The sequence below is a fragment of the Mesorhizobium sp. WSM1343 genome (assembly GCF_055901535.1).
In genome coordinates, this window is record NZ_CM148370.1 from 4,518,548 (window position 1) to 4,544,646 (window position 26,099).

Here is a 26,099-nt window from a genome sequence, read left to right on the forward strand (position 1 = left end):
TGCCCTCTGGCATCTCACGCTGCTTCGCCGATCACGCCGGCGTAGCCGTTGGCTTCCAGGTCGAGCGCCAGCGACTTGTCGCCCGACTTGATGACCTGCCCCTTGTAGAGCACATGCACGGTGTCGGGCACGATGTGCTCAAGCAGGCGCTGGTAATGGGTGATGACCAGGAACGCCCGGTCCGGCGCGCGCAGCGCGTTGACGCCATCGGAAACGATCTTCAGCGCATCGATGTCGAGCCCGGAATCGGTTTCGTCGAGCACGCACAATTTCGGCTCCAGCAGCTTCATCTGCAGGATCTCTGCCCGCTTCTTCTCGCCACCGGAGAAGCCGACATTGAGCGGCCGCTTGAGCATCGCCATGTCCATGCTGAGCGAGGCGGCGGCTTCCTTCACGCGCTTCAAAAATTCCGGGATCTTCAGCGGCTCCTCGCCACGCGCCTTGCGTTGCTCGTTCATCGCCACCTTCAGGAATTCCATGGTGGCGACGCCCGGTATCTCCATCGGATACTGGAAGGCGAGGAAAATGCCTGACGTGGCGCGCTCGGCCGGATCCATTTCGAGGATCGACTGGCCGTTGTAGAGGATGTCGCCTTCGGTCACCTCATAGTCCTCGCGGCCGGCGAGGATGTAGGACAGCGTCGATTTGCCCGAGCCGTTCGGCCCCATGATCGCGGCGACCTCGCCGGCTTTCACCGTCAGGTTCAGACCGCGGATGATTTCGGTGCCGTCATCGACGATGCGGGCGTGCAGGTTTCTGATTTCAAGCATTTTTTCGTTTCCTGAATATCTGTCCGGTCAGCCGACCGAGCCCTCAAGCGAGATACCGATCAGCTTCTGCGCCTCGACGGCGAATTCCATCGGCAGTTGCTGGATGACGTCCTTGACGAAGCCGTTGACGATCAGCGCGATCGCTTCCTCTTCAGGGATACCGCGCTGCATGACGTAGAACTTCTGGTCCTCGGAAATCTTCGACGTGGTCGCTTCGTGCTCGAACTGCGCCGTCGAATTCTTGGCTTCCATGTAGGGCACGGTGTGCGCGCCGCACTGGTCGCCGATCAGCAGGGAATCGCAGTTGGTGAAGTTGCGGGCGTTGGTCGCCTTGCGGTGCGCCGAGACCTGGCCGCGATAGGTGTTCTGCGAGAAGCCGGCGGCGATGCCCTTGGAGATGATGCGGCTCGACGTGTTCTTGCCGAGGTGGATCATCTTGGTGCCGCTGTCGACCTGCTGATAACCGTTCGAGACAGCGATCGAATAGAACTCGCCCGAGGAATCGTCGCCGCGCAGGATGCAGCTCGGATATTTCCAGGTGATCGCCGAGCCGGTCTCGACCTGCGTCCACGAGATCTTCGAGCGATCGCCACGGCAGTCGCCGCGCTTGGTGACGAAATTGTAGATACCGCCCTTGCCCTCGGCGTCGCCGGGATACCAGTTCTGCACCGTCGAATATTTGATCTCGGCATCGTCGAGCGCCACCAGTTCGACGACGGCAGCATGCAGCTGGTTCTCATCGCGCTGCGGCGCCGTGCAGCCTTCGAGATAGGAGACGTAAGCCCCCTCCTCGGCGATGATCAGCGTGCGCTCGAACTGGCCGGTGTTCTTCTCGTTCATGCGGAAATAGGTCGACAGCTCCATCGGGCAGCGCACGCCCTTGGGCACGAAGACGAACGAGCCGTCGGTGAACACGGCCGAATTCAGCGTGGCGTAATAATTATCGGAGGTCGGCACAACCGAGCCGAGATACTTCTTCACCAGTTCGGGATGCTCGCGGATGGCTTCCGAGATCGAGCAGAAGATGACGCCGGCCTGCGCCAGCTCCTTCTTGAAGGTGGTGACGACGGAAACGGAATCGAACACGGCGTCGACGGCGACGCGGCCCGATTTGTAGACATTGTCGCTGACTTCCTCGAGTTCCGAGGCGTCGGTCTTCTGCACGCCGGCGAGGATTTCCTGCTCGCGCAGCGGAATACCCAGCTTCTCGTAGACCTTCAAGAGTTCGGGATCGACATCGCTGAGCGAGGTCGGGCCGGGCGTGCTCTTGGGCGCCGCGTAGAAGTAGATGTCCTGGAAATCGATCTTGGGATAGTGGACGCGCGCCCAGGTCGGCTCGTCAAGCGTCAGCCAACGGCGATAGGCTTCCAGACGCCATTCCAGCATCCAGGACGGTTCGTCCTTCTTGGCCGAAATGAAACGGATAATGTCTTCGCTGAGGCCTTTGGGGGCCTTATCCATCGCGATTTCGGTCTGGAATCCATATTTGTATTGGTCGACGTCGATCTTTCGGACCCGATCGATCGTGTCCTGCACAGCAGGCATATGCGTTCTCCATCCACGCCGGGGTCAAGGCCCGACAGTTTTCAAACTATGGCACCGCCAAAACGAACCCCAAAAAGGCGCTTGCGGCAGCGTAAGTTTCATATAGTGCGCTTCGACCGGAAATTCACCCGGCCAGCATGAAACGCACGGCTCTACCAGGCCGAATGGCCCAAATCATTTTCGTCAAGCATCGGATTTTCCCGAAAATCGCTACGTGCTTTTCGGTCCGATGCCCCAACCGCTCACGCGGCTTTTTCTCTATCCGCCCGACGCGCGGCGATTCCCGTCAGCGCAACGCGAAACAACTCGATGTCTTCCGCGCCCGTCGCCGGACCGATCGACACGCGCAAGGCGCCAAGGCTGTCACCGTATCCCATGGCTTTCAGCACATGGCTCGGTCCGACCTTGCCCGACGAACAGGCAGAGCCGGCCGACAGCGCTACACCGGCCAGGTCGAAGGCGATCTGCGCGGTTTCGGCTTTGACGCCCGCAATAGCGAAGAATGCCGTATTGGCAAGCCTTGGCGCACCGGTTCCGAAGATTTCCGCGTCCGGCACCAGCGTTTTCACGATGGCCTCGATCTCGTCGCGGCGCCGGCGCACCGCATCTATGGCCGGCAACCCGGCCAGGGCTTCGCGTGCGGCGGCGCCAAAGCCGGCAATGGCCGCGAGGTTTTCGGTGCCGCCGCGATGGCCCTTTTCCTGGCCACCGCCATTGATCAGAGGCTTCGGCATCATCAGGTCGGAAGCGGCGACGATGGCGCCAACGCCCTTGGGGCCGCCGATCTTATGCGAGGACAGAATCAGGTAATCGGCGTAACCCGCTGACATATCGATCGAAACACGCCCGGCGGCCTGCACGGCGTCGACCATGAGGATGCCGCCCGCCGCCTTGACGATCCCGGCGATGCGATCGATCGGCTGGATGACGCCGGTCTCGTTGTTGGCGGCGTGGATGGCAACCAGCGGCAGGCCTTCGCTCTTGTCATGACCACTGAGCGCTGCCGCCAAAGCGTCGAGATCGGCGATACCGTTGGCGTCGACGCCGATCCGGTTTACCTGCGCTGACGGGAAATGTCCGCCGTTCAACAGGCAGGGATGATCGGCCTCCGACACGTAAAGCCGGCTCATGCGCACCGTGCCGCGCCCCATCTGCCAGTCGGGTGACAGCAGCGTCGAGGCTGCTTCCGTGGCACCGGAGGTGAACACGACGTGCTCGGGCTTGGCGTTGACGAGCGCCGCCACGTCACGCCTTGCGGTCTCGATCAGACGGCGGGCCGCCCGCCCCTCGGCGTGAACCGATGACGGATTGGCGGCGACATCGAGCGCCGCGACCATAGCTTCGCGGGCCGCGGCAAGCAGCGGCGCACTGGCATTGTAGTCGAGATAGGCGCGTTTTGCGGCCATTTTCGTCCGTCAAGTCCCGTCAGAAGCCATTCCGCCGTCGTATGGCGTTATTTCCTTGAAATTCCAAGGCGAGCCGTCCTATTTACGCGGCTTGCGGCGCGGGTGGCCGGGCTCGATGTCTTGCCACTCAGTTTTGAACAATTCTAAACTAGCTTCTAAGAAGACGCTCGCCCTGCGTCAAGGCCAGAGGAAACGTTCCAGGCACCGCGCATTCGTATTACCTAGTGGAGTATTTTATGCCTGAGGTCATTTTCACCGGTCCTGCCGGCCGCCTGGAAGGTCGCTACCAGCCTTCCAAGGAAAAGAGCGCGCCGATTGCCATCGTCCTGCACCCGCACCCGCAATTCGGCGGCACGATGAACAACAAGATCGTCTACGACCTCTTCTACATGTTCCAGAAGCGGGATTTCACCACGCTTCGCTTCAATTTCCGCGGCATCGGCCGCAGTCAGGGCGAATTCGACCACGGCACCGGCGAGTTGTCGGATGCCGCTGCGGCGCTGGATTGGGTGCAGTCGCTGCATCCCGATTCCAAGAGCTGCTGGGTCGCCGGCTACTCGTTCGGATCCTGGATCGGCATGCAGCTTCTGATGCGCCGGCCCGAGATCGAAGGCTTCATCTCGATCGCGCCGCAGCCCAACACCTATGATTTCTCGTTCCTGGCGCCCTGCCCGTCATCGGGCCTGATCATCCATGGCGATGCCGACAAGGTGGCGCCGCCGAAGGATGTGCAGGGCCTGGTCGACAAGCTGCACACGCAGAAGGGCATCACCATCACCCAAAAGACGTTGCCCGGCGCCAACCATTTCTTCTCCAACGATGCCGACCTGCTGCTCGAGGAATGCGCCGACTATCTCGACCGCCGGCTGGCCGGCGAATTGTCGGATCCGCGGCCGAAGCGGCTGAGATAAGCAAAGAAAGCAGGGACGGCGATGTACGAACCTCCTCATTTCAGGGAAACGCGGCCGGAAATCCTGCACGGGCTGATCCGGACGCATCCGCTGGGCCTGTTGATTTCCAACGGGCCCGATGGGCCGGTCGCCAACGCCATCCCGTTCCTGCTCGACGCGGAAATCGGGCCGAACGGCAGGCTGCGCGCCCATCTGGCGCGGGCCAACCCGCAATGGCGCCTGTTGGCCGACAATCCGGCGTCAACCGTACTGATCGTCTTCCAGGGCAGCGATGCCTATGTGACGCCGTCCTGGTACGAGACCAAGCGCGAGACCGGCAAGGTGGTGCCGACCTGGAATTATGCCATCGTGCAGGTTCGCGGCACCGTCAAGGTGATGGATGATCAGGACTGGCTGGCGCAGCAGATCGCCGATCTGACCGTCTCCCAGGAAGGCGCCCGCGCCGCGCCCTGGGCGGTGACCGATGCGCCGGAGCCCTTCATCCAGTCGCAGATCAAGGGCATTATCGGGCTGGAAATCGAGATCAGCGAAATCCACGGCAAGTGGAAGGTCAGCCAGAACCGGCCGGTCGCCGATCGCGTCGGCGTTGCACAGGGGCTCGAAAGCGAAGACCACCAATCGCCCGGCATGGCCGACCTGGTCAGATCCTATGGCGGACTGGACGGCAACTGAACTTCGAATGCTCAGGCAGCCTTCCTTGTCGGTCCGATCAGCCGAAACGTTCTCTTGCGGACCGGCAGTCCCGACGGCGTCGGCCGGAAGATGAAGCCGAGCCGGGCAAAGACCAGCCCGCAGGCAAGCGCGAAACCGCAGCCAAGGCCGAAGCCGGCGACGGTGTCGCTGGGATAGTGCGCGCCAACGAAGATACGGGTCGAGGCGATGCAGGCGGTGATCGCCAGGGCGATGTACCATCGCCGCGGAAACAACAGCAAAGCGACCCCGAAAACCGCGCCCATTGTCGTACCATGGCCGGACGGAAAGCCGGCGAAGCGCGCATCGAAAGCGAAGGGGTGCAGGGTCAGCACGCCAAAGTCCTCGTAATACAGCGGGCGAGCCCGGCCAATGGCATATTTCAGCACATTGACGGCGATCCCCGACAGGCCGGTGGCGCACAGCACCAGAAAAGCCAGGCAGGTCCAGTTGTAGAGCAGCATCAGCGAGCGCCGCGACAGGCTTCGCCAATCCGTCAGGTTCGCGGCGACAAGCAGAAGCACTGAGGGAATGATATACCAGCCTCCCAGGCCGAACTGGGTGAAAAAGTCGGCAGTCCGGGCAAATCCCGCCGACCACTTGCCGTGAAGCATTCCGGCCGGAGTGTCGAGACGAACAAATGCCGCCGCGGTCAGCAAGACCCAGACCAGCACCCAGACCGACCACAAAATATTCGGGTATCTGGCCGGCCGGGTGGCAAGGCGGCTTTTGGCGATCTGCATCGTATCGCGAAAGTTGTCGAGCGACCGGCGCCCTATGCCAAGGAGCAGGCTCGAAACGGGCGGGCGTGATTTCACCAGCATAGGAAATTCGACCCCATTGTTGCCGTCATGGGCATCGGCGAGCCGTCACTGGGTTACACGATAGAGGCCGAGCGACAGTTTGTCTCCCGACGAATAGTTGAGGCCGTCGACCTCGGCAACGCGGCTCGCCGACTTGCCTTGCGCCTCCAACAGGCCATTCAGCTTCTGCTCGTCGCCGATTTGTGCCAGCGCCAGCGCGCAGGCCGGATCGCCGAGCAGATGCTTGGCGACGCCATCGACATCGGTCAGGACCGTCTTGGTGCCGACCAGGAACACCAGGCTCGGCTCGTGATATTCCGCTGAGGCGAGCACCGTGGTGTCGCAAGGCCTGTTGGCCTGGACTGCCGCCTCGATCGCCGGGCTCAGCCAGATCGGCTTCAGCGAAGGCGCGATGACGCCGAACAACAGCCCATAGGTGATGCCGGCGCAGACCGCGATGGCGCCGATGCGGGAGAGCGGCACTTGCAGCTGTCGCGAAAAAGCGAAATACCCTGCCGCCAGCGCCGCCGCGGCGGCGGGGATGCTCCACCAGGAAAAGGAGCCGGTGAGATAGATCGGCGCTCCGACGCAGACCGCCGCCAGGCCAAGGCTGACCACGGCAAGACCGAATGCGGTCGACCACCACAACCAGTCCTGCCAGCGCCTGAGCGGCGCATTGGCCTCCTGCGGCGACAATGTCAGCAGCCAGCCGATCAGCAGCGCCATGCCGGGATAGGCCGGCAGGACATAGTGCGGCAGCTTGGTCGGGATCAGCTCGAACACCAGCCAGAACGGAATGTACCAGGCGAGGCAGAAACGCAGCCGGGGATCGTCGCGCAGACGGTTGAGGGCCTGCAGCCCGGCGCCGACCGCGATCAGGCCGAACGGCCACATGAACAAGGAATAGGTCAGCATGTAGAAACCGGGCGGCAGGCCGTGCGATTCCTCGCCCGAGGCCACCTTGGCCATCATGTCCTTGCCGACGGCATCGTTGAGAAAGGCGCCGCCGCTCTTCCAGGTGATGAGGGCGACCCAGGGCAACACGATGAGCACCACCAGAGCGACACCGCGCACCAGCTTCAGCTTCAGGAGCCAGCGCCAGTCGCGCTCGAAGGCAAACAGGGCGGCGACCGTGAGCACCGACAGGAGCGGAGCCACCGGCCCCTTGATAAGGATTCCAAGTCCTTGAGCGGCCCAGAATATCCACGGCAGATGGGCGGCTACCGGTTTGTTGCGGCGCGATGCCAGATAGATCTGGGCGAGCGCGCCTTGCGCCGCCACGCAGCAGGCCAGCAGCATGGCGTCGGTCTTGGCGTCACGGCCCTCGAAGGCGGTGGCGAAGATCGCCGCCATCATCAGGCCGGCGGCGAGACCGGCATTGGCCCCGAACAGCTTGGTGCCCGTCCAGGCGATGCCGACGACGGCCAAGGCAATGCCAAGCATGGAGACGAGGCGGTAGACCCAGATCGGCGCCGCCGCCCCCTCGCCGCTCAGCGCCACGGCCGCCGATTGCAGCCAGTAGATGCCGATCGGCTTCTTGTAGCGCGAGGCATCCTGAAAACGGATGTCGACATAGTCGGAGGTTTCGACCATCTGCTTGGTAGCCTGGACAAAACGGGATTCGTCGCGGTCGATGGGTGGAAGGCTCGCCAGTCCGCTGAACGTCATCAGCACGCTGAACAGAAAGAGAAAAAGATAGTTCCTGTTCATCGCGGAGCTTTCCGGATCTGATCTGCGGGATGGCCCCGTCGCGGCGCCTCAGGCCCTGCCCTGCGCGGCGCCTCAATACGCCAGCCCAAACGACGAAGCAAGGATTCGCAACGCCATCCGCGCGGGCTGCAAACCGGAAACCACTTTTGCTGATCGCTGGACCTTTGTCTGGCGCGATCAGTCGCAAAACCGGAAACCACTTTTGCTGATCGCTGGACCTTTGTCTGGCGCGCGATCATCGCAAAACCGGAAACCACTTTTGCTGATCGCGCTTGGATGCTAAACGCCCGCGTTCATGCACGCCTGAGCCACAGCGGCCGGACGCTTTCGGGAATAGAAAAAATGCCTGTCTTCAAATCGGATTTCCTGCGCACGATGAGCGAGCGCGGTTTCATCCACCAGACTTCGGATGATGCCGGTCTCGACAATATCTTCGCCAAGGAGACGGTGACAGCCTATATCGGCTTCGACGCGACCGCCAAGAGCCTGCACGCCGGCTCGCTGATCCAGATCATGATGCTGCACTGGCTGCAGCAGACCGGTCATCGGCCGATCGCGCTGATGGGCGGCGGCACCTCGATGATCGGCGACCCGTCGTTCAAGGACGAGGCGCGCAAGCTTTTGACCCCGCAGGACATCGAAGACAATCTTGCAGGTATCCGCCGCAACTTCATGCCCTACCTCAAATTCGGCAGCGGTCCCAACGACGCCATCATGGTCAACAACGCCGATTGGCTGATGGAGATCAACTACGTCAATTTCCTGCGCGATGTCGGTCGTCACTTTTCCGTCAACCGCATGCTGGCGTTCGATTCCGTCAAGCTGCGGCTCGATCGCGAGCAGTCGCTGTCGTTCCTCGAATTCAACTACATGATCCTGCAGGCCTATGATTTCGTCGAGCTCTACAAGCGTCTCGGCTGCCGCCTGCAGATGGGCGGCTCCGACCAGTGGGGCAACATCATCAACGGCATCGACCTCGGCCGCCGCATGGAGGACGCGCAGCTCTATGCACTGACCACGCCGCTGCTCACCACCTCGTCGGGCGCCAAGATGGGCAAGTCCGCGTCGGGCGCGGTCTGGCTCGACGCGGAGATGCTGAGCCCCTACGAATTCTGGCAGTACTGGCGCAACACCGAGGATGCCGACGTCGCCCGCTTCCTGAAGCTCTACACGACGCTGCCGCTGGACGAGGTGGCGCGGCTCGAGCGGCTCGGCGGATCCGAGATCAATGAGGCCAAGAAGATCCTCGCCACCGAGATCACCGCCCTGCTGCACGGCCGCGCGGCCGCCGAGCAAGCCAGCGATACGGCGCGCAAGACGTTCGAGGAAGGCGCGCTCGCGGAGTCGCTGCCGACCGTCGAGGTCGACAGGACAGCGCTCGAAACCGGCGTCGGCATCCTGTCGCTGCTGGTTACCGCCGGACTGGCGGCGTCGAACGGCGAAGCGCGGCGGCATGTGCAGGGCGGCGCCGTGCGCCTGAACGACGAGCCGGTGAGCGACGAGCGCCGGCTGGTGACCCCTCAGGATTTGAGTCCGGAAAACGTCGTAAAGCTTTCCTTGGGAAAGAAAAAACACATTCTGATACGGCCGATTTGAACTTGGTCACCGATACTCAAAAATCGACCTGAATATTCCGGGCGCGATCACCGACAGCGGATTGATGTCCAGCAACGGCTTGTTGGCGTTGCCTTTGAGCCGGTAGGTGACGCCGATCAGGCCACGGTCGCGGCCATTGCCGAGCAGCGCGCCAACGATGGGCAATTCGCCGAAGATGCGATTGAGGCCATAGACCGGCATGAACGTGCCGGTCATGTCCATGTTGTTGTTCTGGTCGTAGAGCGTCCCCTGGAACGTGGTGCCGATGCGCGGTCCGCGCAGCACGCCATTGGCCAGTTTCAGATAGCCGCTGCCCTTGTCGATCTCGGCGTAGCCGCGTTCGAACTTCACCCGTGACGTGTCCAGCTTGCCCTTGACTGCCTGATTGAGGCTGCGGTTGTCGCCGGCCGGCGTGGTCGAGACGATGGAGGCGAGCTTCGGTTCGTTGACGACGAAAAAGTTGCTGGTGTCGACCTTGCCCTTCAGCGATCCGTCGCTCGGCCCGGCCAGTGCGAGCGTGATCACGCCGCCTTCCATATGCTCGTAGATGTTGAGGAATCTCAGGATGGCGCCGGCGTCCGCGGACTGCATGTTGAGCGTGCGCCGGCCGGCGCCGGTCGTGTTGCTGATCGATATGGCCGCACCTGAACTGGCCGTGGCGCTGACCTTCAGCCCGTTCACCCGCGAGCCGGCCGCGCTGTAGTCGAGCTTCAGATTGGACAATTGCTCGTCGTGGAAACCGGTCAGCCGGTCGACATCGGCGCTGACGGAAATGGCATCGGACCCGGTGGTCTTGGTAGCCGTGTCGACGTCGGAGGTGAACTGCTTGATGAGCGAGCGGGCGTCGAGCGCATTGCCCGATATGTCGACCGCATAGCCCTTGCCGGACCGCTTCACCGACACGGCAACGTCGTCGCCTCTGTTCAAGGTGACCTTGCTGAACCGCGCCGACGACAAGGCGCCATTGACCAGCACGATGCTGCCGTCGACGGAGAACGTCTTTCCGTCGAGATTGAAATCGGACAGCGTCGTGGTGTCGCCGGACTTGGTCATGACGAAGGTGACGTTGGCGGGCACCCCCGCCCCCTTGCTCCAGCCCGCCCAGGGAATGTCCAGCCTGGCGTTGGTCAGGTCGGCCGAGACGTTCTGGTCGCCGCTGCCGTTCTTGTCGATCGCCACCTTCACCGTTCCGGCAAGCAGCGGCTTCAGGCCGGGCATGGCGGTGGCGCGGATCTTGTCGTCGAGCACCAGGGCCACCTTGCGGCTGCGCGCCGGCCCCTCATCCCTGAGCGGCTCGATCAGATCGAGTTCGGCCGGAATGCCGTTCAGCAACGCCTTGGCGGAGATCACCGCCTTCTCGGGGTCGACCGTGATCGAACCGTCGGCATCTGTCACGACCTGTCCTTCGAAGGGCTTGGCCAGGGACATGCCGGTGTAGTCGAGCGACACCAGCCAATCGAGCTTCGAGGAGTCGACGCCGGACTGCAGCGGAATATCCGCCTTGACGTGACCGGTGACGCTGCCCGACAGGTCCTCCGGCAGAATGCCGACATGGCGCATGGCGTTGATCGGCTCGTAGGATGCGAGTTCGGCAACGGCGGATGCGTCGCCGTCGACATCGATGTCGAGCGCGCCGACGACCGGCGGGCGGTTCGCCGCCTTGACCGTCAGCGTGCCGTTGCTGGCCGCCACGGTGCGGCCGCTGGGCATGTAGACGGTGCCCGAGGAGAGCGAGATATCGACATCGTTGCCGTGGAAACCGACGACGCCGACCGCGTCGCGTATCGGCGGGATGCGGCCGGCGGTGTCGAATCGCGATCCCTCGATCTGGAAGCGGCCGAACACCTCATCGGCCGAAAGCGGCACGCCGTTGCCGAGCCGGCCCGGCACCACCTGGAACTGAAGGTTGGCGTCGACGACACGGCCGCCGAACAGATTTGCCAGCACCCACAGCCGGGCATTGCGCGCCGAAAACCACGGCCATAGCTGCTTGACGTGAGAGACCTGCATATCGTGGATGTTGAACGCCAGATTGATCCCCGGCACTTTGCCGTCGACGAACGCCACGGCGGCGGTGCCAAGCACCTCGCCGGAGCCGGCGGACCGAAGCGCGATCTGCTCTGCGACCAGTTTGTGGCTCACCGTGTTGTAGACACCGGCGATCCGGGCGAGGAAGGTGAGCGCCGGCTCGGGCGACTCCGAAGGCGCAAGCGACGATCCGTCGCTGGTCAGGTCGTAGCGATAGGAGGGCTCTTCACCCACCGCTCCGCTTGCCGGCTTCGGCCCGATCGAACCGGCGAAATCGAATGTCGAGCGGCCGGTCTTCAGCAGCAATCTGTCGACCTGGACCTTGTTGCTGCCAGCAACCAGCGTCGCATTGATATCGACGTCCGCCGCCAGCAATCCTCGCGTGCCGAGATCGAGGACAGAGCCCGTCGATGACAAAGCGGCCGTCAGCCGCGATGCGTTCACGCCGAATCCTTCCGATCCCGTCAGCTTCAACGCGACGGGTCCCAACTTGCCGGCAGCGGCCGCGCCGGTGTCGGCCAGATCGACGCTCGCATCCAGCGCCGTGACCCGGTGCGCCGCGATATCACGGGTGGCGGTAGCGGCAACCGTAAGCGTCCTGCCGTCGATGTCTGCCTTCGAGGAAAACTGCATGCCGCCCGGTCCCGACTGCACGACGGTGGCGTCGGTGATCTTGACGAGCTTGATCGCTCCGGTTTCGGGCAGCACGAATTCGACATTGCGAAGATCGATGCGACGCAGCGAATCCTCCCGTACGGCATCGAGTGCGTGGTTGATGTTTCCGAACACCGCGGCGGACAGCTTCTCCGGATCGATGAGGCCGTCCGCATTGCGCAGGCCGGCGGTCCAGTCGCCGCCTGACGGCATCGCCGCCACGACGATGCGGGCATCCGAGATCCTGGCGCTGGTCAGCCGCACATCTCCCCACAGCAGCGGGAATAGACGCACGCCGAAGCGCACGCGGCCGGCATCGGCCATCGGCTTGCCGTCTGATGTCTTCAAGCTGACGTCGCTGACCTGAAGCGCGATGAAACTCGAACCGTCGAGCGTGATGCGGGCAGGCCCGACCGCGACATTGACATCGACGCCCGCCAGTTTCTCAAGCGCCGTTTCCGCCTCGGCGCGAAGCCGGTCGGCTCCGATGCCGGAGGCGCCAACCAGATAAACGAGCACGGCGGCCAGCAGCACGAAAGCGACCAGACCGGCGAACAGTCGCGACAGGATGCGAAAACCGCGTCCGATCGACGCCTGACCAAGCGGCGGCACACGGCAGGCGGACGGAAAGGTCCCCAGGTCGGTGATCTCATCACGCCTGAACCGGATCTTCTCGTGCTGCGGTCGCTCCTGATCCACGCAATTTTCCGTTGTACGAACTCGATCGTGGACGAATCCCCGTCCGACACTATATCGGTGTGGCTTCGCGCGTAACCTCAAACAAGGGCATCGGTATGGCTGACCTCGACGTAGGCGATCTTGCGCCGCAATTTGACCTGCCGCGGGACGGCGGCGGATCGGTCAGCCTTGCCGCATCGTCCGGCAAGCCCATCGTGCTCTATTTCTATCCGCAGGACGACACAACAAGCTGCACGCAGGAGGCGATCAGCTTCTCGCAGTTGAAGCCGGAGTTCGAGAAGGCCGGCGCCGTGGTGATCGGCCTGTCGCCCGACCCCGTCAAGAAGCACGACAAGTTCAAGTCGAAATACAATCTCACCATCGACCTCGCCGCCGACGAGGAGCGCAAGGTAATCGAGGCCTACCATCTGTGGGTCGAGAAATCGATGTATGGCCGCAAGTATATGGGCGTCGAGCGCGCGACGTTCCTGATCGGCCGCGACCGGCGGATCGCCAGGATCTGGCGCAAGGTCCGCGTCAAGGGTCATGCCGAAGAGGTGCTCGAGGCCGTTCGAGCGCTTTGAGGTTTGCCGGCGAGGCTGGCCCAGGTTCCCTTGCCACCTTACGCACGCCTGGCGGGCAATCGCTGTGAGCAAGCTATCGCTGCAAGCCTTTGTTAACCCTAATAATGTGTAATCAAGCTGTCGTGGTGTCGTAAACGAAAGCTTGGTCCCGTGAACGCAACCGGTCAGTCCGCAGTCTTCGGCAAGCGTAAGGAGCCCCATACGGTCATCATCGCCCGGGGCAACGAGATCAGGCATTTTACGATCCGACCGTGGCTGGCGGCCTTTATCGGCTCGGCGCTGGCCGCCATTGCCGTCGGCTACCTCATGGCCACCTCCTATCTCGTGCTGCGCGACGATTTGATCGGCGCCACAACGGCGCGTCAGGCGCGCATGCAGCAAGCCTATGAAGATCGCATTTCGGCGCTTCGCGCCCAGGTCGACCGCATCACCAGCCGGCAGTTGCTCGACCAGCAGCTGATGGAAACCAAGGTCAGCGAACTGCTTGAACGCCAGAGCCAGCTGAGCCAGCGTCATGGCCGCCTTGGTCCGCTGCTCGAACGCGCCGAGAGCGAAGTCGGCGCAGCGCCGGCCGAAGATCCGGCAGCGGCTGCGAAGCCGGACAAACGCGCCGAAGTGACCGGCAGCATCAAGGAGCCCGCGCGGAATTATGCGGTCGCCAGCCTGAGCGCCGATCTCGGCGCCGGCGACACAAGGCCGTTCTCGCTGTGGTCAACCCGCTCCGATCCGCTGCCCAATGATTCAGCCGCCGATCGCGCCGACAAGCTCTTCGTCTCCATCAACCAGTCGTTGAAATCCATCGAGAGCGATCAACTGACCCGCATCAGCACGCTTGCCGACAATGCCTATAAGAGCGCCGATGCCATCACCCAGGCGCTGGAGGCGGCCGGACTGCCCGTCGACAGCGACTTCGGCAAGGGCGACAGCGACGTCGGCGGACCGCTGATCCCGCTCGACAGTTCGATGATGTTCGACAGCAAGGTCAAGGAATTGGACGAAGCGCTGGACGCGCTCGACCATCTCAAGAAAGAAGCGCGCCAGCTGCCGCTGACCAACCCCGCGCCGGGCCACTCCGTCACCAGCCCGTTCGGCGTGCGCACCGACCCTCTCCTTGGCACCGCCGCCCTGCATTCCGGCATGGATTTCAGGGCGCCGATCGGCATGGCCGCAAAAGTCACGGCGCCTGGCACCGTCACCAAGGCCGGCTGGAACGGCGGCTATGGCCGCATGGTTGAAGTCGACCACGGCAATGGTTTTGCGACACGTTACGGGCATCTCAGCGAGATCGACGTGACCGTCGGCGAGAAACTGGACGCCGGCGCCGTCATCGGCAAGACCGGTAGCAGCGGCCGCTCGACCGGCCCGCATCTGCACTACGAAGTCCGCCACAATGGCGAAGCGATCGATCCCTTGCGCTTCCTCACGGTCGGCAAGAAGGTCGCCCAGTATCTGTAAGCGATCCCAGGCTCCTGCCCCATGCGCCGATGACCATCATGATGGCTGACTAAGGCGCTCCCGTCGACAGAAACGCCGTCGCTGCCGCAACCAAGGTGGTCGCGCCGACCTTCAACGCGGCCTCGTCGACACGAAACCGGGCGTGATGGAGCGGAAAGACCGATCCGATCTCCTCGTTCCGGATTCCCAGCCGAAAATAGACCGAAGGACGTTTCTCGCTGTAGTAGCCAAAGTCGTCCGCGATCGTCCATCCGGGCGTGTTGAGGACGCTGTCGGCACCGATGCAGGCCTTGGCGCTGGCGGCAATCAGCTCTGTCATCTCGACATCGTTGACGACGCCGGGTTCGCCCTTGTGGATGTCGACCTCGACACGCGCGCCGTGGCTCGTCGCCATACCCTCGGCTATCGTACGAACGCGGTGCCAGGCCCGCTCGCGGGTTGCATCGCTGCCGCTGCGGATGGTGCCTTTCAACGTGACCCTGCCGGCGGTGACATTATATGCGTTGCCGCCATTGATGGCCGTGACGGAAATCACCAGCGGATCGTACGGATCGGTCTCGCGCGAAACGATCTTCTGCAATTCGCTCACCAGGGAGCAAGCCACGGCCAACGCATCGACACCTTCATGCGGTTTTGCCGCGTGCGCGGCCGAGCCGATGACGACCACATCGAACGTGTCACAGGCCAGAGTGTAGGGACCGGAGCCGACGGCGATCTTGCCGCTCGGTGTGTACGGATCGACGTGGACGCAGATGGCGGCGTCGATGTCGTCGAGAAGCCCCTCTTCCACCACCCGCTTGCCGCCCGACGGTTCGTCCTCCTCCGCCGGCTGGAAGATCAGGCGAACGGTACCGCCAAAACTGTCCCGCGACTGGTGAAGATGCGCGGCCACCGCGAAAGCCATCGATGCATGGGCGTCGTGACCGCAGGCATGCATCACACCAGGATTCGTCGATGCATAATCGACACCGGACTCCTCCTCGATCGGCAAGGCATCGATGTCGGCGCGAATGGCGATCTTTCGATTTGACGGCCTGCCGGCGCCGACAATATCGACGGCAAGGCCAAAGCCGGCGACGTCGCGAATGTCGACGATTCCCTGATCCACCAGCATCTGCCTGAGGTAACGCTGCGTGCCGGCCTCCTGGTTCGAAAGCTCGGGATTGCGGTGCAGATGGCGACGGACCTCCATCATCCGGTCGAGAATTCCGGCGTCGATATCGGTCGTCACGGTTTTCACAACACCACCCGCCGTGGCCGAACCCTCAGGATTTGACATGGATCTCTCGCGGGAACTTCGTCAGGGTCTCGTGGCCGGTTTCGGTGACCAGGATGGTCTCGCTGACCTCGATGCCCCAGCCGTCCATCCACATGCCAAGGATGGAATGAACGACGTTGCCCGGTTCAAGCACCGTCTTGTCGCCCGGCCTGAGGCTGATCGTGTGTTCGCCCCAATCCGGCGGATAGGCGACGCCGATGGAGTAGCCGATGCGCGATTCCTTCTTCAGTCCATAACGCTGGATGACCTTGCGCCAGGCAGCTTCGACCGCTTCGGCAGTCGTTCCCGGCCTGACCGCGTTGAGCACCGCGTCCATGCCCTCGATCACCGCTTTGGCGGTATCCGAGACATTTGTCGGCGTCTTGCCAAGCTGCATGGTCCTGGCGAGGCCGGCGGCATAGCGGCGGCAAACGCCGGCAAGTTCCAGCGCAATCGTCTCGTTTTCTCCGAACCGCCTGTCGCTCCACATGATGTGCGGCGCCGAGGCATTCTCGCCACCGAGGATTGTCGGCGGAAGTGCTGTGATGTCGCCGGCAAAGTCCGGGCTGCCCGCGATCTGCGCCGCCTGGATGGCGGCGATGGCGTCGCATTCGCGAACGCCCGGCGCGATCACCTCGAAGGCTCGCGTGACGGCAGCTTCGGCGAGCGTCGATGCCTTGCGCAAATAGGCGATCTCCGGCGCCGATTTGACCGCCCGGATCCAGTTCACCAGCAGGTCGGCATCGTGCCATTTTGCATTGGGAAGTCCGGCGACAAGCCGGGCGTGCGCCTTGGGGGAGAAATAATAGGCTTCGAGTTCGATGCCGATACGGCGACTCCCCCAGCTCTTGGCGACAATCCAGTTCGCAATCCAGTCCATGGGATGGCGATCGCCTCGCTGGACATGGTCTTCCGGAAAGCCGACCACGTTTTCCGGTTTCATCCAGGCTGTCAGAAGACCGCCGGCCGCATCCATGGCGCGCCCGATCCAGACCGGCTCGACCTCCTCGATTGGAACCAGCACCATTTGCGGCGTGTAGAACGACCAGCCGTCATAGCCGGTGATGTAATGCTGGTTGGCAACGTCGTTGACGACAAGGAGCTCGAGACCGCGCTTGGCCATCTCGGTGCGGATCTTGCGAAGCCGTTGTTGGTACTCGTCGCGGGCAAACGGCAATTCGATCATCTTTGCTCCATGCTTTGTCAGATCAACGGTCGCGGGGTTCGCTCACCATTGAAGAGGTTTCACCATGGCGGCAATCGGCCAGGGCGGCGTGTGGGCAGGTCCTGAACCGGGTACGTCCATACCCGGCCTTCCCAAGATTTGTGTTTCACTATCATTTATTTTTGAATTCCATTTGACTGAATAAATAAGCGGTGCCAAGCTATCCTCTCCTAAGGGGCGCAAGGCATGGCACTGCGGGGGACCAATCAGGAGTTCGGGCGGCCATACAACCGGCGCATCGTGCTTGAGTCCATCCGCCTGCACGGGCCGATCGCGCGCGGCGAGATCGCCCGGCGCGTCGGCCTCACCGTCCAGACGGTATCGACCATCGTTCGCGAACTGGAAGATCAGGACTACATCCTGTCGCTGCGCGAAGAGCCGAGGGGGCGCGGCCTGCCGCCGGCGACGCTCCGGATCAACCCCGAGGGCGGCTATGCCGTGGGTATCCACATCACTCCGCTTGGTATCAGCGCCGCCTTAATCAATCTGAGCGGCGACGTGATCGAGAGCATCTACCGCGAAGCGCCGAACGCGACGCCGGACCGCGCCTTCGAGTTGATCGGGGCGATGGTGGTGGAATTGACCAGACTGCGGGCTGGCGGACGGGTGCTGGGCGTCGGCATGGCCCTGCCCGGCCCCTTCGACGTGGAGTCCATGAGTTTCGTGGGGCCGACCACCATGACCGGCTGGAAGGATGTGGCGCTGCGCGAACGGCTGGCGGCCTCCACCGGATTGCCGGCCTTCTTTGAAACCGATATGGCCGCGGCCGCCATGGGCGAGCGCCTCTATGGCCTCGGCGCCCAGTTTTCCGAATACTACTATCTCTATTTCGGCGTCGGCCTTGGCGGCGTCATGGTTCATGACGGCAGCGCCTTGCGCGGCGCCTGGGGAAATGCCGGCGAGATCGGACACATTCCCGTCATTCCCGGCGGCGAAGCCTGCCCTTGCGGCAACAGCGGCTGCCTCGAAAGATATTTGTCGCTCGAGGCGCTCCGGCGCTGGAACGGCAGCGAGGCCGAATGGGTGGCCGAAGTCGCACCGATCTTTCACAACGCCGTCGCCGTCATCGAGAACCTGTTCGACCCGGAGACGGTCATCCTCGGCGGGCTGGCATCCACCGACCTGCTCGAAATGCTGGCTGGTTCGGCCGCGGGCCTGCACAACTCCGTCTCGGCCCGCAAGGACCGCACGACGCCCAGGGTCGTGGTCGCGCGCGGCGGACAGCATTCCGTGCTGCGCGGCGCCGCCGCCCTGGCGGTTTCCGGGGTTCTGTCACCTCGCTTCGGGCAGATGTTCGCGGCCGAACGCGAACGCGAGCGCGACCTTCTCAAAGGCAGGGAGATTGCGGCATGAGTGAACCCCTGCTGGTGCTCGACAACGTCACCAAGAACTATGGCGCGATCGAAGCGCTCAAGGGGATCAGCTTCTCGATCGGCAAGGGCGAGGTCGTGGCGCTGCTGGGCGACAACGGCGCCGGCAAATCGACACTGGTGAAGATCATATCAGGCGGACTGGAGCCGACATCGGGCCGCATGCTGTTCGAGGGCAAGGAATTCCTCGCCAAATCACCGGCCGAGGCCAAGGCGGCCGGCATCGAGACCGTCTACCAGGATCTCTCGCTGTGCACCAACGTCGACGTGGTCGCCAATTTCTTCATGGGCCGCGAGATCACCCGCAAGTTTCTCGGCATTCCCGTGCTTGACGAGCGCGCCATGGAAGCCGTCGTCGGAAAGGCGCTGGCCAATGCCGGCACCCGCATTCCCTCGCTGCGCGCCAATGTCGAGCACCTTTCGGGCGGCCAGCGGCAAGCCATCGAACTCAACCGCTTCGTGCACTGGGGCGGCAAGCTGGTGCTGCTCGACGAACCATTCGCCGCCCTCGGTGTCGAACAGACGCGGCGCGGTCTCGACATGATCCGCCAGGTGGCCAATCAGGGCATCGGCGTCATCATCATCACCCATATCATGCAGCAGGCTTTTCAGGTCGCCGACCGGATCGTGGTGATCCGCCAGGGCGTCGTGGCCGGCGATGTCGCACGCAATAAAACAAGTCCCGACGCGGTGATCAACATGATCACCGGTGAGACGCTTGCCGGTGCCGGACCGACAGGCTGAGGGACAAAAGAGGGGTCCGGCTTAAGAGGAGCGAACGACATGAAGCGAATACTTCTTGCTGTCTTCGGTATCCTTGCACTGGCCTTTGCCACGCTCACGCCGGCATTCGCCCAGTCCAAGGGTATCGTCTACTATATGGTGCCGACCCTGCTGGACGAGTTCCAGACCGGCTCGGTGAGCGCGCTGGAACTGTTCCTGAAGCAGACCGGCTACGAGATGAAGACGCTGAACGCCGACAACAAGACCGACGCCCAGCAATCGCAGATGAACGACGTCATCGCGCTGAAGCCGGCGGCCATCATCCTGGCTGCAGTCGACTTCAATGCGCTGAAACCGTCCATCGAAGCCGCGCGCGCCGCCGGCATCCCGGTGGTCGAGTTCGACCGCCAGATCACCTCAACCCCGTCCGACTTCACCTCTGTCGCCGGAACGGTCGAGATCGGCTACGTCGCCGCGGATCAGGCCGAGAAGCTGCTGAAAGCCAAGAACGGCTCGGTGAAGGGCAAGGTTCTGCAGGTGCTCGGCGACCCCGGCGATCCCTACACGCTCGACATCCAGAAGGGTTTTGAGGAGAAGATGAAGGCATTTCCGGACGTCAAGATCATCTCGCTTCCGGCCATGCAATGGGAAGCCAGCAATGCCGGCACAATCGTTGCCGACCAGATGCTGGCCAACCCCGACATCGACCTGATCTTCAGCCATGCCGCGCACCTATCGGTCGCCGCCGTCGCCTCGCTCGAGGCGGCCGGCAAGAAGCCGGGCGACGTCATGCTGATGAGCTCGAACGGCGCTCCGGTCGGCCTCGACCTGATCCGCAAGGGCTGGCTCAACGCCGAAATCGAGCAGCCGCTTTACGCGCAGGCCGCGGCTGTCGCCATGTTCATGGACAAGATCGTCAAGAAGCAGGAAATCAAGCCCGGCGAATACGACGTGCTCGGCCTGAAATCGACCGTAACCAAGGAATCCTGGGGTCCGAACATCAAGATCCCCGGTGCCGCGATCACCAAGGAAAACGTCGATAATCCGGCCTTCTGGGGCAACCAGAAGCCGCCGACGGACACCGTCAAGTCGGTCGAATAGTCATCTGAAAGCGCTCCGGGCCGTAGCGGCCCGGAGCCTGCCTTTTCACAACGCCGCGTCCGAAAGGATGCCGTGGCGAATCTGAATCCGCGCCTGAACCCGACGAAATCGAGTTGATTTCGCGGGGGCGCCAACCGGATCAACCCATGAACCCGCGCACACGCAAAGCCCTGGAGTTCGTACTCGACAACCTCGTCTGGTTCATGCTGCTGTTCGTGCTGGTGGTCTTCTCCATCTTCGTCCCGAACTACTTTCAGCTCGGCATCTTCGCCAACATCATCGAGGCTTCGAGCGTGCTCGGCGTCATGTCGATCGGCCTGGCGCTGGTGATCATCGCCGGTCACATGGATCTGTCGGTCGAATCCGTCGCAGCGCTCAGCGCCATGGCGGTCGGCATCCTGTTTTGCTCGTCGGGCATCGGCATGGGCGTGCAGCTGCATCCCGAGTGGCTGATGGTTCCGGTTTCGCTGCTGCTGGCGCTGGCCGTTGGCGGCCTCATCGGCGCCTTCAACGGCTATCTGGTGGTCAAGGTGAAGATGAGCGCCTTCATCATCACGCTGGCGTCCTACATCTGGGTGCGCGGCCTCGTGTTGGTCGTGTCGGGCGGCCGCTCGGCGCAGGACCTGGCGCCGGCCATCCGCTGGTTCGGCATCCAGCGCCTTGTCGGCCTGCCGCTCACCGCCTGGATCGCGGTTGGCTGTTTCGTGGTCTTTTCGCTGATCATGGCCAAGACGCCGTTCGGCCGGCATCTGGTGATGATCGGCGGCAACGAGACGGCGACCTTCCGCGCCGGCATCCGGGTGAACCGCAATCTCATCATCGCCTTCGTGCTCGCCGGCGCCATCGCCGGCCTCGCTGGCTGGCTGCTGGCGATCCGCACGTCGGGCGCCACCGCCAATCTCGGCGTCGGCTTGCTGTTCAACGCCTTCGCCGCGGTCGTCATCGGCGGCGTCAGCCTCAAAGGCGGCGTCGGCACCCTCCCCGGCGTCTATGCCGGCGTGCTTTTGCTCTCGGCCATCAACACGGCGATCAATTTGATGGGCCTGCCGGCCAATTTCACCCAGGTGATTCATGGCCTGCTGGTGCTGGCCGCGGTGCTGCTCGACGCCTTCAAGCAAACCATTCGCCAAAGACTCGCATGACAGGACGGCTCGCATGACAGGACGGCTAAAAGACAAGGTGGCGCTCATCGTCGGCGCCGCCCGCGGCATCGGCAAGGGCATTGCGCTCCGCTTTGCCGAAGAGGGAGCGCGGCTGGTGCTCGCCGACACCGAAGTCGAGGCCGGGCAAGCGACCGCTGGCGAGTTGGGCGTCCCCTTCATCCGCACCGACATCTCGCAAATGAGCGACGCCGAGGCCGCCGTGGCGCTGGCGCTGAAGCAGCATGGCCGTCTCGACATCATCGTGCAGAATGCCGGCATCTATCCCTGGCAGCTGATCGAGAACACCAGCGCCAACGACTGGGACCGCGTCATGGCGGTCAATCTGCGCGGCACCTTCAATGCCAGCCGCGCGGCCCTGGTGCCGATGAAGGCGCAACGCTTCGGCCGCATGCTCTACACCTCCTCCATCACCGGTCCGCATGTCACCAGCCCGGGCCATGGCCACTATTCGGCCAGCAAGGCCGGCATCAACGGCTTCATCCGCGCCGCGGCACTGGAATTCTCCGGCTACGGCATCACCGTCAACGGCGTCGAGCCCGGCAACATCCTGACCGAAGCGATCGAGCTGCATCGCGGCGAGGCGTTCATCAAGAACATGGAGGATTCCATCCCGCTTGGCCGCCTCGGCAGCCCGCGCGACGTCGCCAATGCCTTCCTGTTCCTCGCCTCGGACGATGCCAGTTACATCACCGGCACGACCATCGTCGTCGATGGCGGGCAGTTGCTGCCCGAAGGCAGCGATTTCCGGCTCGTTCCGCCATGATCATCGATTTCGGCGATGGCTTCTTCCTGCGCCAGGCGACCGAGGCCGACCATCCAGCACTTGCCATGATCTGCCTCAAGACCGGTGATGCCGGCCAGGATGCAACCGGTCGCGAAGACGCTCCGGATCTGTTGGGCCAGATCTACACCATCCCCTACCAGGTGCTGGAGCCCGACCTCGCCTTCATCGTCGATGGGCCAACGGGCGCCGCGGGCTATCTGCTGGGTGCAAAAGACACAAAGGCTTTCAATGCCGGCTTGGCCGCAAAGTGGTATCCGCGCCTTCGCGCGCAGGTGACCGATCCCGGACCCGACCGCGCACGCTGGAGCGGCAGCGACTGGGCTCGCCACCAGATCCATCATCGCGACTTCACCATTCCGCCGGCATTGGCTGCCTACCCTTCGCACGGTCATATCGACCTGTTGCCGCAAGCGCGTGGAAAAGGCATCGGCCGGCGGGCGATGGCTTTTCTCGAGCAAAGGCTCGCCGCGCTCGGATCTCGCGGGCTTTGCCTCGAAGTGATGCCGGACAATCACAACGCGCTGCGCTTCTACAGGGCCATCGGATTCGCAGTGTTGCGGGAGCCGGGATTGCCGGACCACAGCATCTATGTCGCCAAACGGCTGACAACCGCACCGGAGATCGTGCGCACCGGAGATCGTGTGAATGGTGGGCGATGACGGGCTCGAACCGCCGACATCTTCGGTGTAAACGAAGCGCTCTACCAACTGAGCTAATCGCCCGCTCCGGGCCGGACCTTTAAGCTGTCAGGGTCCGCTTCGCAAGGCCAAATGAGCGCAGGACGCCCTGGTTGGATGCCGGTTTTGCCAACAAAACGCCGGCTGTCAAAAAACCTTCTCCTGTTTGCTGTTATGATGGTTTGGTGCGCTTGACACCCGGTGGCGAACCCCTTATCCAGCGCCCCAACGACGAACACGGCTGACACGTGTTCGCCATGCGCGGGTGTAGCTCAGTTGGTTAGAGTGCCGGCCTGTCACGCCGGAGGTCGCGGGTTCGAGCCCCGTCACTCGCGCCATTTCTCTCAAGGGTATCAAGCCCTTGGCTTTGGAGAAATGTCGACATTGATTGTCAAAAATGTTGTCTTGCAAGAGACCTGAGGTAACTCAGGTTCTTTTGGCCCGCGCCTAGGTCTGGCCCCGCAAGATCATCCTCTCGCCAGCAGCGCCTCGACCTCCTGCAGCGTCGGCATGGATGGCGCAGTCCCTGGCCGGGTCACCGAGATTCCGGCGACGGCGCAAGCGAAGCGCACCGCCTGCAGCGGTTCCACGCCCCTCGAAAGTGCTGCCGCAAGCCCGCCATTGAAGGCATCGCCTGCCCCCGCGGTTTCGACCACCGGGCCGGCGCTGACGGCTGGAACGTGGTCGGAGCGATCTTTCGAGTGCAAAAGCGCGCCCTTGTCGCCGAGCGTGACGATGACTGTGCCGACCCCCTTTTTGAGCAGACTGTCGGCGGCGGCTCGCGCCTCGTCGACCGAGGACACCTTCATCCCGGTCAGTTCCTCCGTCTCGGTCTCGTTGGGTGTGAAGTAGTCGCAGAGCGTGTAGATGCGGTCGGGAAGCTTTGCCGCAGGGGCCGGATTGAGGATCGTCGTCACCCCTGCCCTACGCGCGATCTCCAGCGCCCGCATGGCTGCTTCGATCGGCTGTTCGAGCTGCGTGACAAAGACGCCGGCATTGCTGATCAATGCGGCATTGGCTTCGATATCGGCTGGAGAGATCAGCATGGCAGCACCGGGGCTGACGATGATGGCGTTGTTGCCGGTCGTCTCCTCGACGAAGATGTAGGCCGCGCCGGTGTAGCTTTCCGGCGTATCGATGACGGCATCCTTGACGCCCGCCTGCGCCCAGGTCTGCCTGGCCATGTCGGCGAAGGGATCGACGCCGAGGCGGGTGAGGAAGGTGACGTCGGCGCCGAGCTTGCCGGCGGCCACCGCCTGGTTCGAGCCCTTGCCGCCGGGACCCAGCGCGAAGGATGTGCCGAGGATCGTTTCGCCCATGCGCGGCTGCCGCTGCGCCCTGTAGGCGGTGTCGGCGACGAACACACCCAATATGACGACCGGCTTGCCCGAAGCCATGCCGCTACTCCGCATCCGGCGGCACGACGCCCTTGCGGAAGGCGAAGCAGCCATAGAAGCGGCGTTCGCCGGTCTGGATGACACAATAGGCTTGTTTGGCGCGCTCGTAGAAGGCGTAGCGCTCGACCGCGATCATCGGCCACGACTTGCCCTCGGCCTTATCGACTTCCTTCTGCACTTCCTTCTGCACTGCAGGAATCTCGTCCGGCTTGCCGACGATTTCCATGCGCGCGGCCGAATCGTCGACGAACGTGTCGAGCGGGTAGAGCGACAGCACCGCCTTGACCACTTGCGCGGCCGAGGCATCGATGCGCAGCACGCGGCCGAGCGCCGTCTGGCGCGCCACCGAATCGGACGGAAAATTGGTGTCGGCGATGATCAGATCATCGCCATGCCCCATTGCCCGCAATGCCTGCAGCACGTCGGCATTGAGCAGCGGGTTGATGCCTTTGAGCATGGTATTCCTCGTGAGTTGGGATCAGAGACGCTTGCCGGTCTCGGCGTCGAAAAGATGGATCTGGTCAAGCCTTGGCTTCAGCTTCAGCGTGTCGCCCGGCTTGAAATCGTGGCGCTCGCGAAACAGCGCCACCATCTCGCCTTCGCCGAAGCGCAGGAACACCAGCGTTTCCGAGCCGGTCGGCTCGACCACCGAAATCTTCGCCGGCACGCCGTCGGGATGGATCTCGAGGTGCTCCGGTCGCACGCCATAGACGACCGCTTGACCGTCCTGCGCGGCATTGCCCGATCCGATCGGGAACAGCGTGCCCGCGATGTCGACACCGGGCTTATCGCCCTTGCGCATGGTGCCCTTGAGCAGGTTCATCGAAGGCGAACCGATGAAGCCGGCGACAAACAGGTTGGCCGGGCGGTCGAACAGTTCCAGCGGCGCGCCGACCTGCTCGATGCGGCCGTCGCGCATGACGACGATCTTGTCGGCCATGGTCATGGCCTCGATCTGGTCGTGGGTGACGTAGATGGTGGTGGTCTTCAGCCTCTGGTGCAGTTCCTTGATCTCGGTGCGCATCTGCACGCGCAGCTTGGCGTCGAGATTGGACAGCGGCTCGTCGAACAGGAACACCTGCGGATTGCGCACGATGGCGCGGCCCATGGCCACGCGCTGGCGCTGGCCGCCGGAAAGCTGGCGGGGATAGCGCTTCAGATAGGGGTTGAGGTCGAGGATGTCGGCGGCGCGCTTGACCCGCTCGGCGACCACGGCCGGATCGGTTTTCCTGAGCTTGAGCGCGAAGGCCATGTTCTGCTCGACCGTCTTGTGCGGATAGAGCGCATAGTTCTGGAACACCATGGCGATGTCGCGCTTGGCCGGCGGCAGATGATTGACGACGCGGTCGCCGATGGCGATCGTGCCGGCGGAGACGGTCTCCAGCCCGGCCACCATCCTGAGCAGCGTGGACTTGCCGCAACCCGAGGGGCCAACCAGCACCACGAACTGTCCGTCTGCGATGTCGACGCTGACTTCGTGCAGAACCTTGACCGTTCCAAAGGCCTTGGCCACCTTGCTGATCGCGACTTGCGCCATGTCTCCCCCATCGGCTCCATTAGCCGTAGGCGCA

General features: G+C 63.2%; 22 protein-coding genes and 2 tRNA genes. 12 read left to right on the forward strand and 12 right to left on the reverse strand.

Going from position 1 to position 26,099, the window contains the following annotated elements; genetic code table 11:
- Positions 1 to 14 precede the first annotated feature (14 nt).
- The 3 genes from sufC to AC0NIL_RS22155 form a co-directional block, all read right to left on the reverse strand.
- Positions 15 to 770, reverse strand: coding sequence for a Fe-S cluster assembly ATPase SufC (gene sufC, locus AC0NIL_RS22145; RefSeq protein WP_023810312.1), 756 nt, complete (start codon positions 768 to 770; stop codon positions 15 to 17).
- 27 nt (positions 771 to 797) lie between these two features.
- Positions 798 to 2,315 carry a Fe-S cluster assembly protein SufB gene (gene sufB, locus AC0NIL_RS22150; protein ID WP_013532161.1) on the reverse strand — a complete coding sequence of 506 codons (1,518 nt, stop codon included), beginning with the start codon at positions 2,313 to 2,315 and terminating at the stop codon, positions 798 to 800.
- A gap of 242 nt (positions 2,316 to 2,557) precedes the next feature.
- On the reverse strand, positions 2,558 to 3,721 hold the full coding sequence (locus tag AC0NIL_RS22155; RefSeq protein ID WP_063171957.1) for a cysteine desulfurase family protein: 1,164 nt from the start codon (positions 3,719 to 3,721) through the stop codon (positions 2,558 to 2,560).
- 236 nt (positions 3,722 to 3,957) lie between these two features.
- On the opposite strand from AC0NIL_RS22155, the gene AC0NIL_RS22160 reads away from it, so the two are divergent.
- Positions 3,958 to 4,632 carry an alpha/beta hydrolase gene (locus AC0NIL_RS22160; RefSeq protein ID WP_013532163.1) on the forward strand — a complete coding sequence of 225 codons (675 nt, stop codon included), beginning with the start codon at positions 3,958 to 3,960 and terminating at the stop codon, positions 4,630 to 4,632.
- Between the two features lie 21 nt (positions 4,633 to 4,653).
- Complete coding sequence (locus AC0NIL_RS22165; RefSeq protein WP_013532164.1) at positions 4,654 to 5,304, forward strand: FMN-binding negative transcriptional regulator; 651 nt, start codon at positions 4,654 to 4,656, stop codon at positions 5,302 to 5,304.
- An 11-nt stretch (positions 5,305 to 5,315) separates the two neighbouring features.
- On the opposite strand, the gene AC0NIL_RS22170 is transcribed toward AC0NIL_RS22165, so the two are convergent.
- Together AC0NIL_RS22170 and AC0NIL_RS22175 are read right to left on the reverse strand one after the other, a co-directional pair.
- Positions 5,316 to 6,146 carry a phosphatase PAP2 family protein gene (locus AC0NIL_RS22170; RefSeq protein WP_063171956.1) on the reverse strand — a complete coding sequence of 277 codons (831 nt, stop codon included), beginning with the start codon at positions 6,144 to 6,146 and terminating at the stop codon, positions 5,316 to 5,318.
- A 45-nt stretch (positions 6,147 to 6,191) separates the two neighbouring features.
- A complete protein-coding gene (locus AC0NIL_RS22175; protein WP_275954664.1) occupies positions 6,192 to 7,835 on the reverse strand; it encodes an ArnT family glycosyltransferase in 1,644 nt (547 codons plus the stop codon).
- Between the two features lie 342 nt (positions 7,836 to 8,177).
- Here AC0NIL_RS22175 and tyrS point away from each other — a divergent pair, with 342 nt between their 5' ends.
- A complete protein-coding gene (gene tyrS, locus AC0NIL_RS22180) occupies positions 8,178 to 9,431 on the forward strand; it encodes a tyrosine--tRNA ligase (protein WP_275954665.1) in 1,254 nt (417 codons plus the stop codon).
- 6 nt (positions 9,432 to 9,437) lie between these two features.
- On the opposite strand, the gene AC0NIL_RS22185 is transcribed toward tyrS, so the two are convergent.
- A complete protein-coding gene (locus AC0NIL_RS22185; protein ID WP_473573419.1) occupies positions 9,438 to 12,812 on the reverse strand; it encodes a hypothetical protein in 3,375 nt (1,124 codons plus the stop codon).
- 95 nt (positions 12,813 to 12,907) lie between these two features.
- On the opposite strand from AC0NIL_RS22185, the gene AC0NIL_RS22190 reads away from it, so the two are divergent.
- Together AC0NIL_RS22190 and AC0NIL_RS22195 are read left to right on the forward strand one after the other, a co-directional pair.
- Complete coding sequence (locus AC0NIL_RS22190) at positions 12,908 to 13,375, forward strand: peroxiredoxin (protein WP_013532169.1); 468 nt, start codon at positions 12,908 to 12,910, stop codon at positions 13,373 to 13,375.
- Positions 13,376 to 13,525: 150 nt separating this feature from the next.
- Entirely contained in the window at positions 13,526 to 14,830 is a 1,305-nt protein-coding gene (locus tag AC0NIL_RS22195) for a M23 family metallopeptidase (RefSeq protein WP_024504580.1), read from the forward strand.
- A gap of 49 nt (positions 14,831 to 14,879) precedes the next feature.
- On the opposite strand, the gene AC0NIL_RS22200 is transcribed toward AC0NIL_RS22195, so the two are convergent.
- Both AC0NIL_RS22200 and AC0NIL_RS22205 read right to left on the reverse strand, forming a co-directional pair.
- The gene (locus AC0NIL_RS22200) at positions 14,880 to 16,109 is read right to left on the reverse strand and encodes a M20 metallopeptidase family protein (RefSeq protein WP_275954667.1); all 1,230 of its coding nucleotides are present in this window, start codon (positions 16,107 to 16,109) and stop codon (positions 14,880 to 14,882) included.
- A complete protein-coding gene (locus AC0NIL_RS22205; protein ID WP_275954668.1) occupies positions 16,096 to 17,274 on the reverse strand; it encodes a M24 family metallopeptidase in 1,179 nt (392 codons plus the stop codon). Before AC0NIL_RS22205 ends, AC0NIL_RS22200 begins: the two co-directional genes overlap by 14 nt.
- A gap of 225 nt (positions 17,275 to 17,499) precedes the next feature.
- Between AC0NIL_RS22205 and AC0NIL_RS22210 the strand changes: the two genes are divergently transcribed.
- The 6 genes from AC0NIL_RS22210 to AC0NIL_RS22235 all read left to right on the forward strand — a co-directional run bounded on the left by AC0NIL_RS22210 (position 17,500) and on the right by AC0NIL_RS22235 (position 23,113).
- Positions 17,500 to 18,666: an ROK family transcriptional regulator gene (locus AC0NIL_RS22210; RefSeq protein ID WP_275954669.1), complete on the forward strand. Its 1,167-nt coding sequence runs from the start codon at positions 17,500 to 17,502 to the stop codon at positions 18,664 to 18,666.
- Positions 18,663 to 19,427 (forward strand): ATP-binding cassette domain-containing protein, encoded by a 765-nt coding sequence (locus tag AC0NIL_RS22215; protein ID WP_473573422.1) that lies wholly within the window; start codon positions 18,663 to 18,665, stop codon positions 19,425 to 19,427. Before AC0NIL_RS22210 ends, AC0NIL_RS22215 begins: the two co-directional genes overlap by 4 nt.
- Positions 19,428 to 19,466: 39 nt before the next feature.
- Entirely contained in the window at positions 19,467 to 20,507 is a 1,041-nt protein-coding gene (locus AC0NIL_RS22220; RefSeq protein ID WP_027162389.1) for a sugar ABC transporter substrate-binding protein, read from the forward strand.
- 146 nt (positions 20,508 to 20,653) lie between these two features.
- Complete coding sequence (locus tag AC0NIL_RS22225) at positions 20,654 to 21,649, forward strand: ABC transporter permease (protein ID WP_013532177.1); 996 nt, start codon at positions 20,654 to 20,656, stop codon at positions 21,647 to 21,649.
- A gap of 13 nt (positions 21,650 to 21,662) precedes the next feature.
- Entirely contained in the window at positions 21,663 to 22,433 is a 771-nt protein-coding gene (locus AC0NIL_RS22230) for an SDR family NAD(P)-dependent oxidoreductase (RefSeq protein WP_473573423.1), read from the forward strand.
- Entirely contained in the window at positions 22,430 to 23,113 is a 684-nt protein-coding gene (locus AC0NIL_RS22235) for a GNAT family N-acetyltransferase (RefSeq protein ID WP_024504585.1), read from the forward strand. Before AC0NIL_RS22230 ends, AC0NIL_RS22235 begins: the two co-directional genes overlap by 4 nt.
- Here AC0NIL_RS22235 and AC0NIL_RS22240 read toward each other — a convergent pair.
- Positions 23,101 to 23,176, reverse strand: a tRNA-Val gene (locus AC0NIL_RS22240). The genes AC0NIL_RS22235 and AC0NIL_RS22240 overlap by 13 nt on opposite strands.
- A gap of 216 nt (positions 23,177 to 23,392) precedes the next feature.
- Between AC0NIL_RS22240 and AC0NIL_RS22245 the strand changes: the two genes are divergently transcribed.
- Positions 23,393 to 23,469, forward strand: a tRNA-Asp gene (locus AC0NIL_RS22245).
- 129 nt (positions 23,470 to 23,598) lie between these two features.
- On the opposite strand, the gene rbsK is transcribed toward AC0NIL_RS22245, so the two are convergent.
- From rbsK to AC0NIL_RS22260, 3 genes are read right to left on the reverse strand one after another with little or no spacing between them, the layout of a single operon-like run.
- Entirely contained in the window at positions 23,599 to 24,528 is a 930-nt protein-coding gene (gene rbsK, locus AC0NIL_RS22250; RefSeq protein WP_275954670.1) for a ribokinase, read from the reverse strand.
- A 4-nt stretch (positions 24,529 to 24,532) separates the two neighbouring features.
- Positions 24,533 to 24,985 carry an RbsD/FucU family protein gene (locus AC0NIL_RS22255; RefSeq protein WP_027162392.1) on the reverse strand — a complete coding sequence of 151 codons (453 nt, stop codon included), beginning with the start codon at positions 24,983 to 24,985 and terminating at the stop codon, positions 24,533 to 24,535.
- A 21-nt stretch (positions 24,986 to 25,006) separates the two neighbouring features.
- Positions 25,007 to 26,065, reverse strand: a complete 1,059-nt coding sequence (locus AC0NIL_RS22260; protein ID WP_024504587.1) for an ABC transporter ATP-binding protein — start codon at positions 26,063 to 26,065, stop codon at positions 25,007 to 25,009.
- Positions 26,066 to 26,099 lie beyond the last annotated feature (34 nt).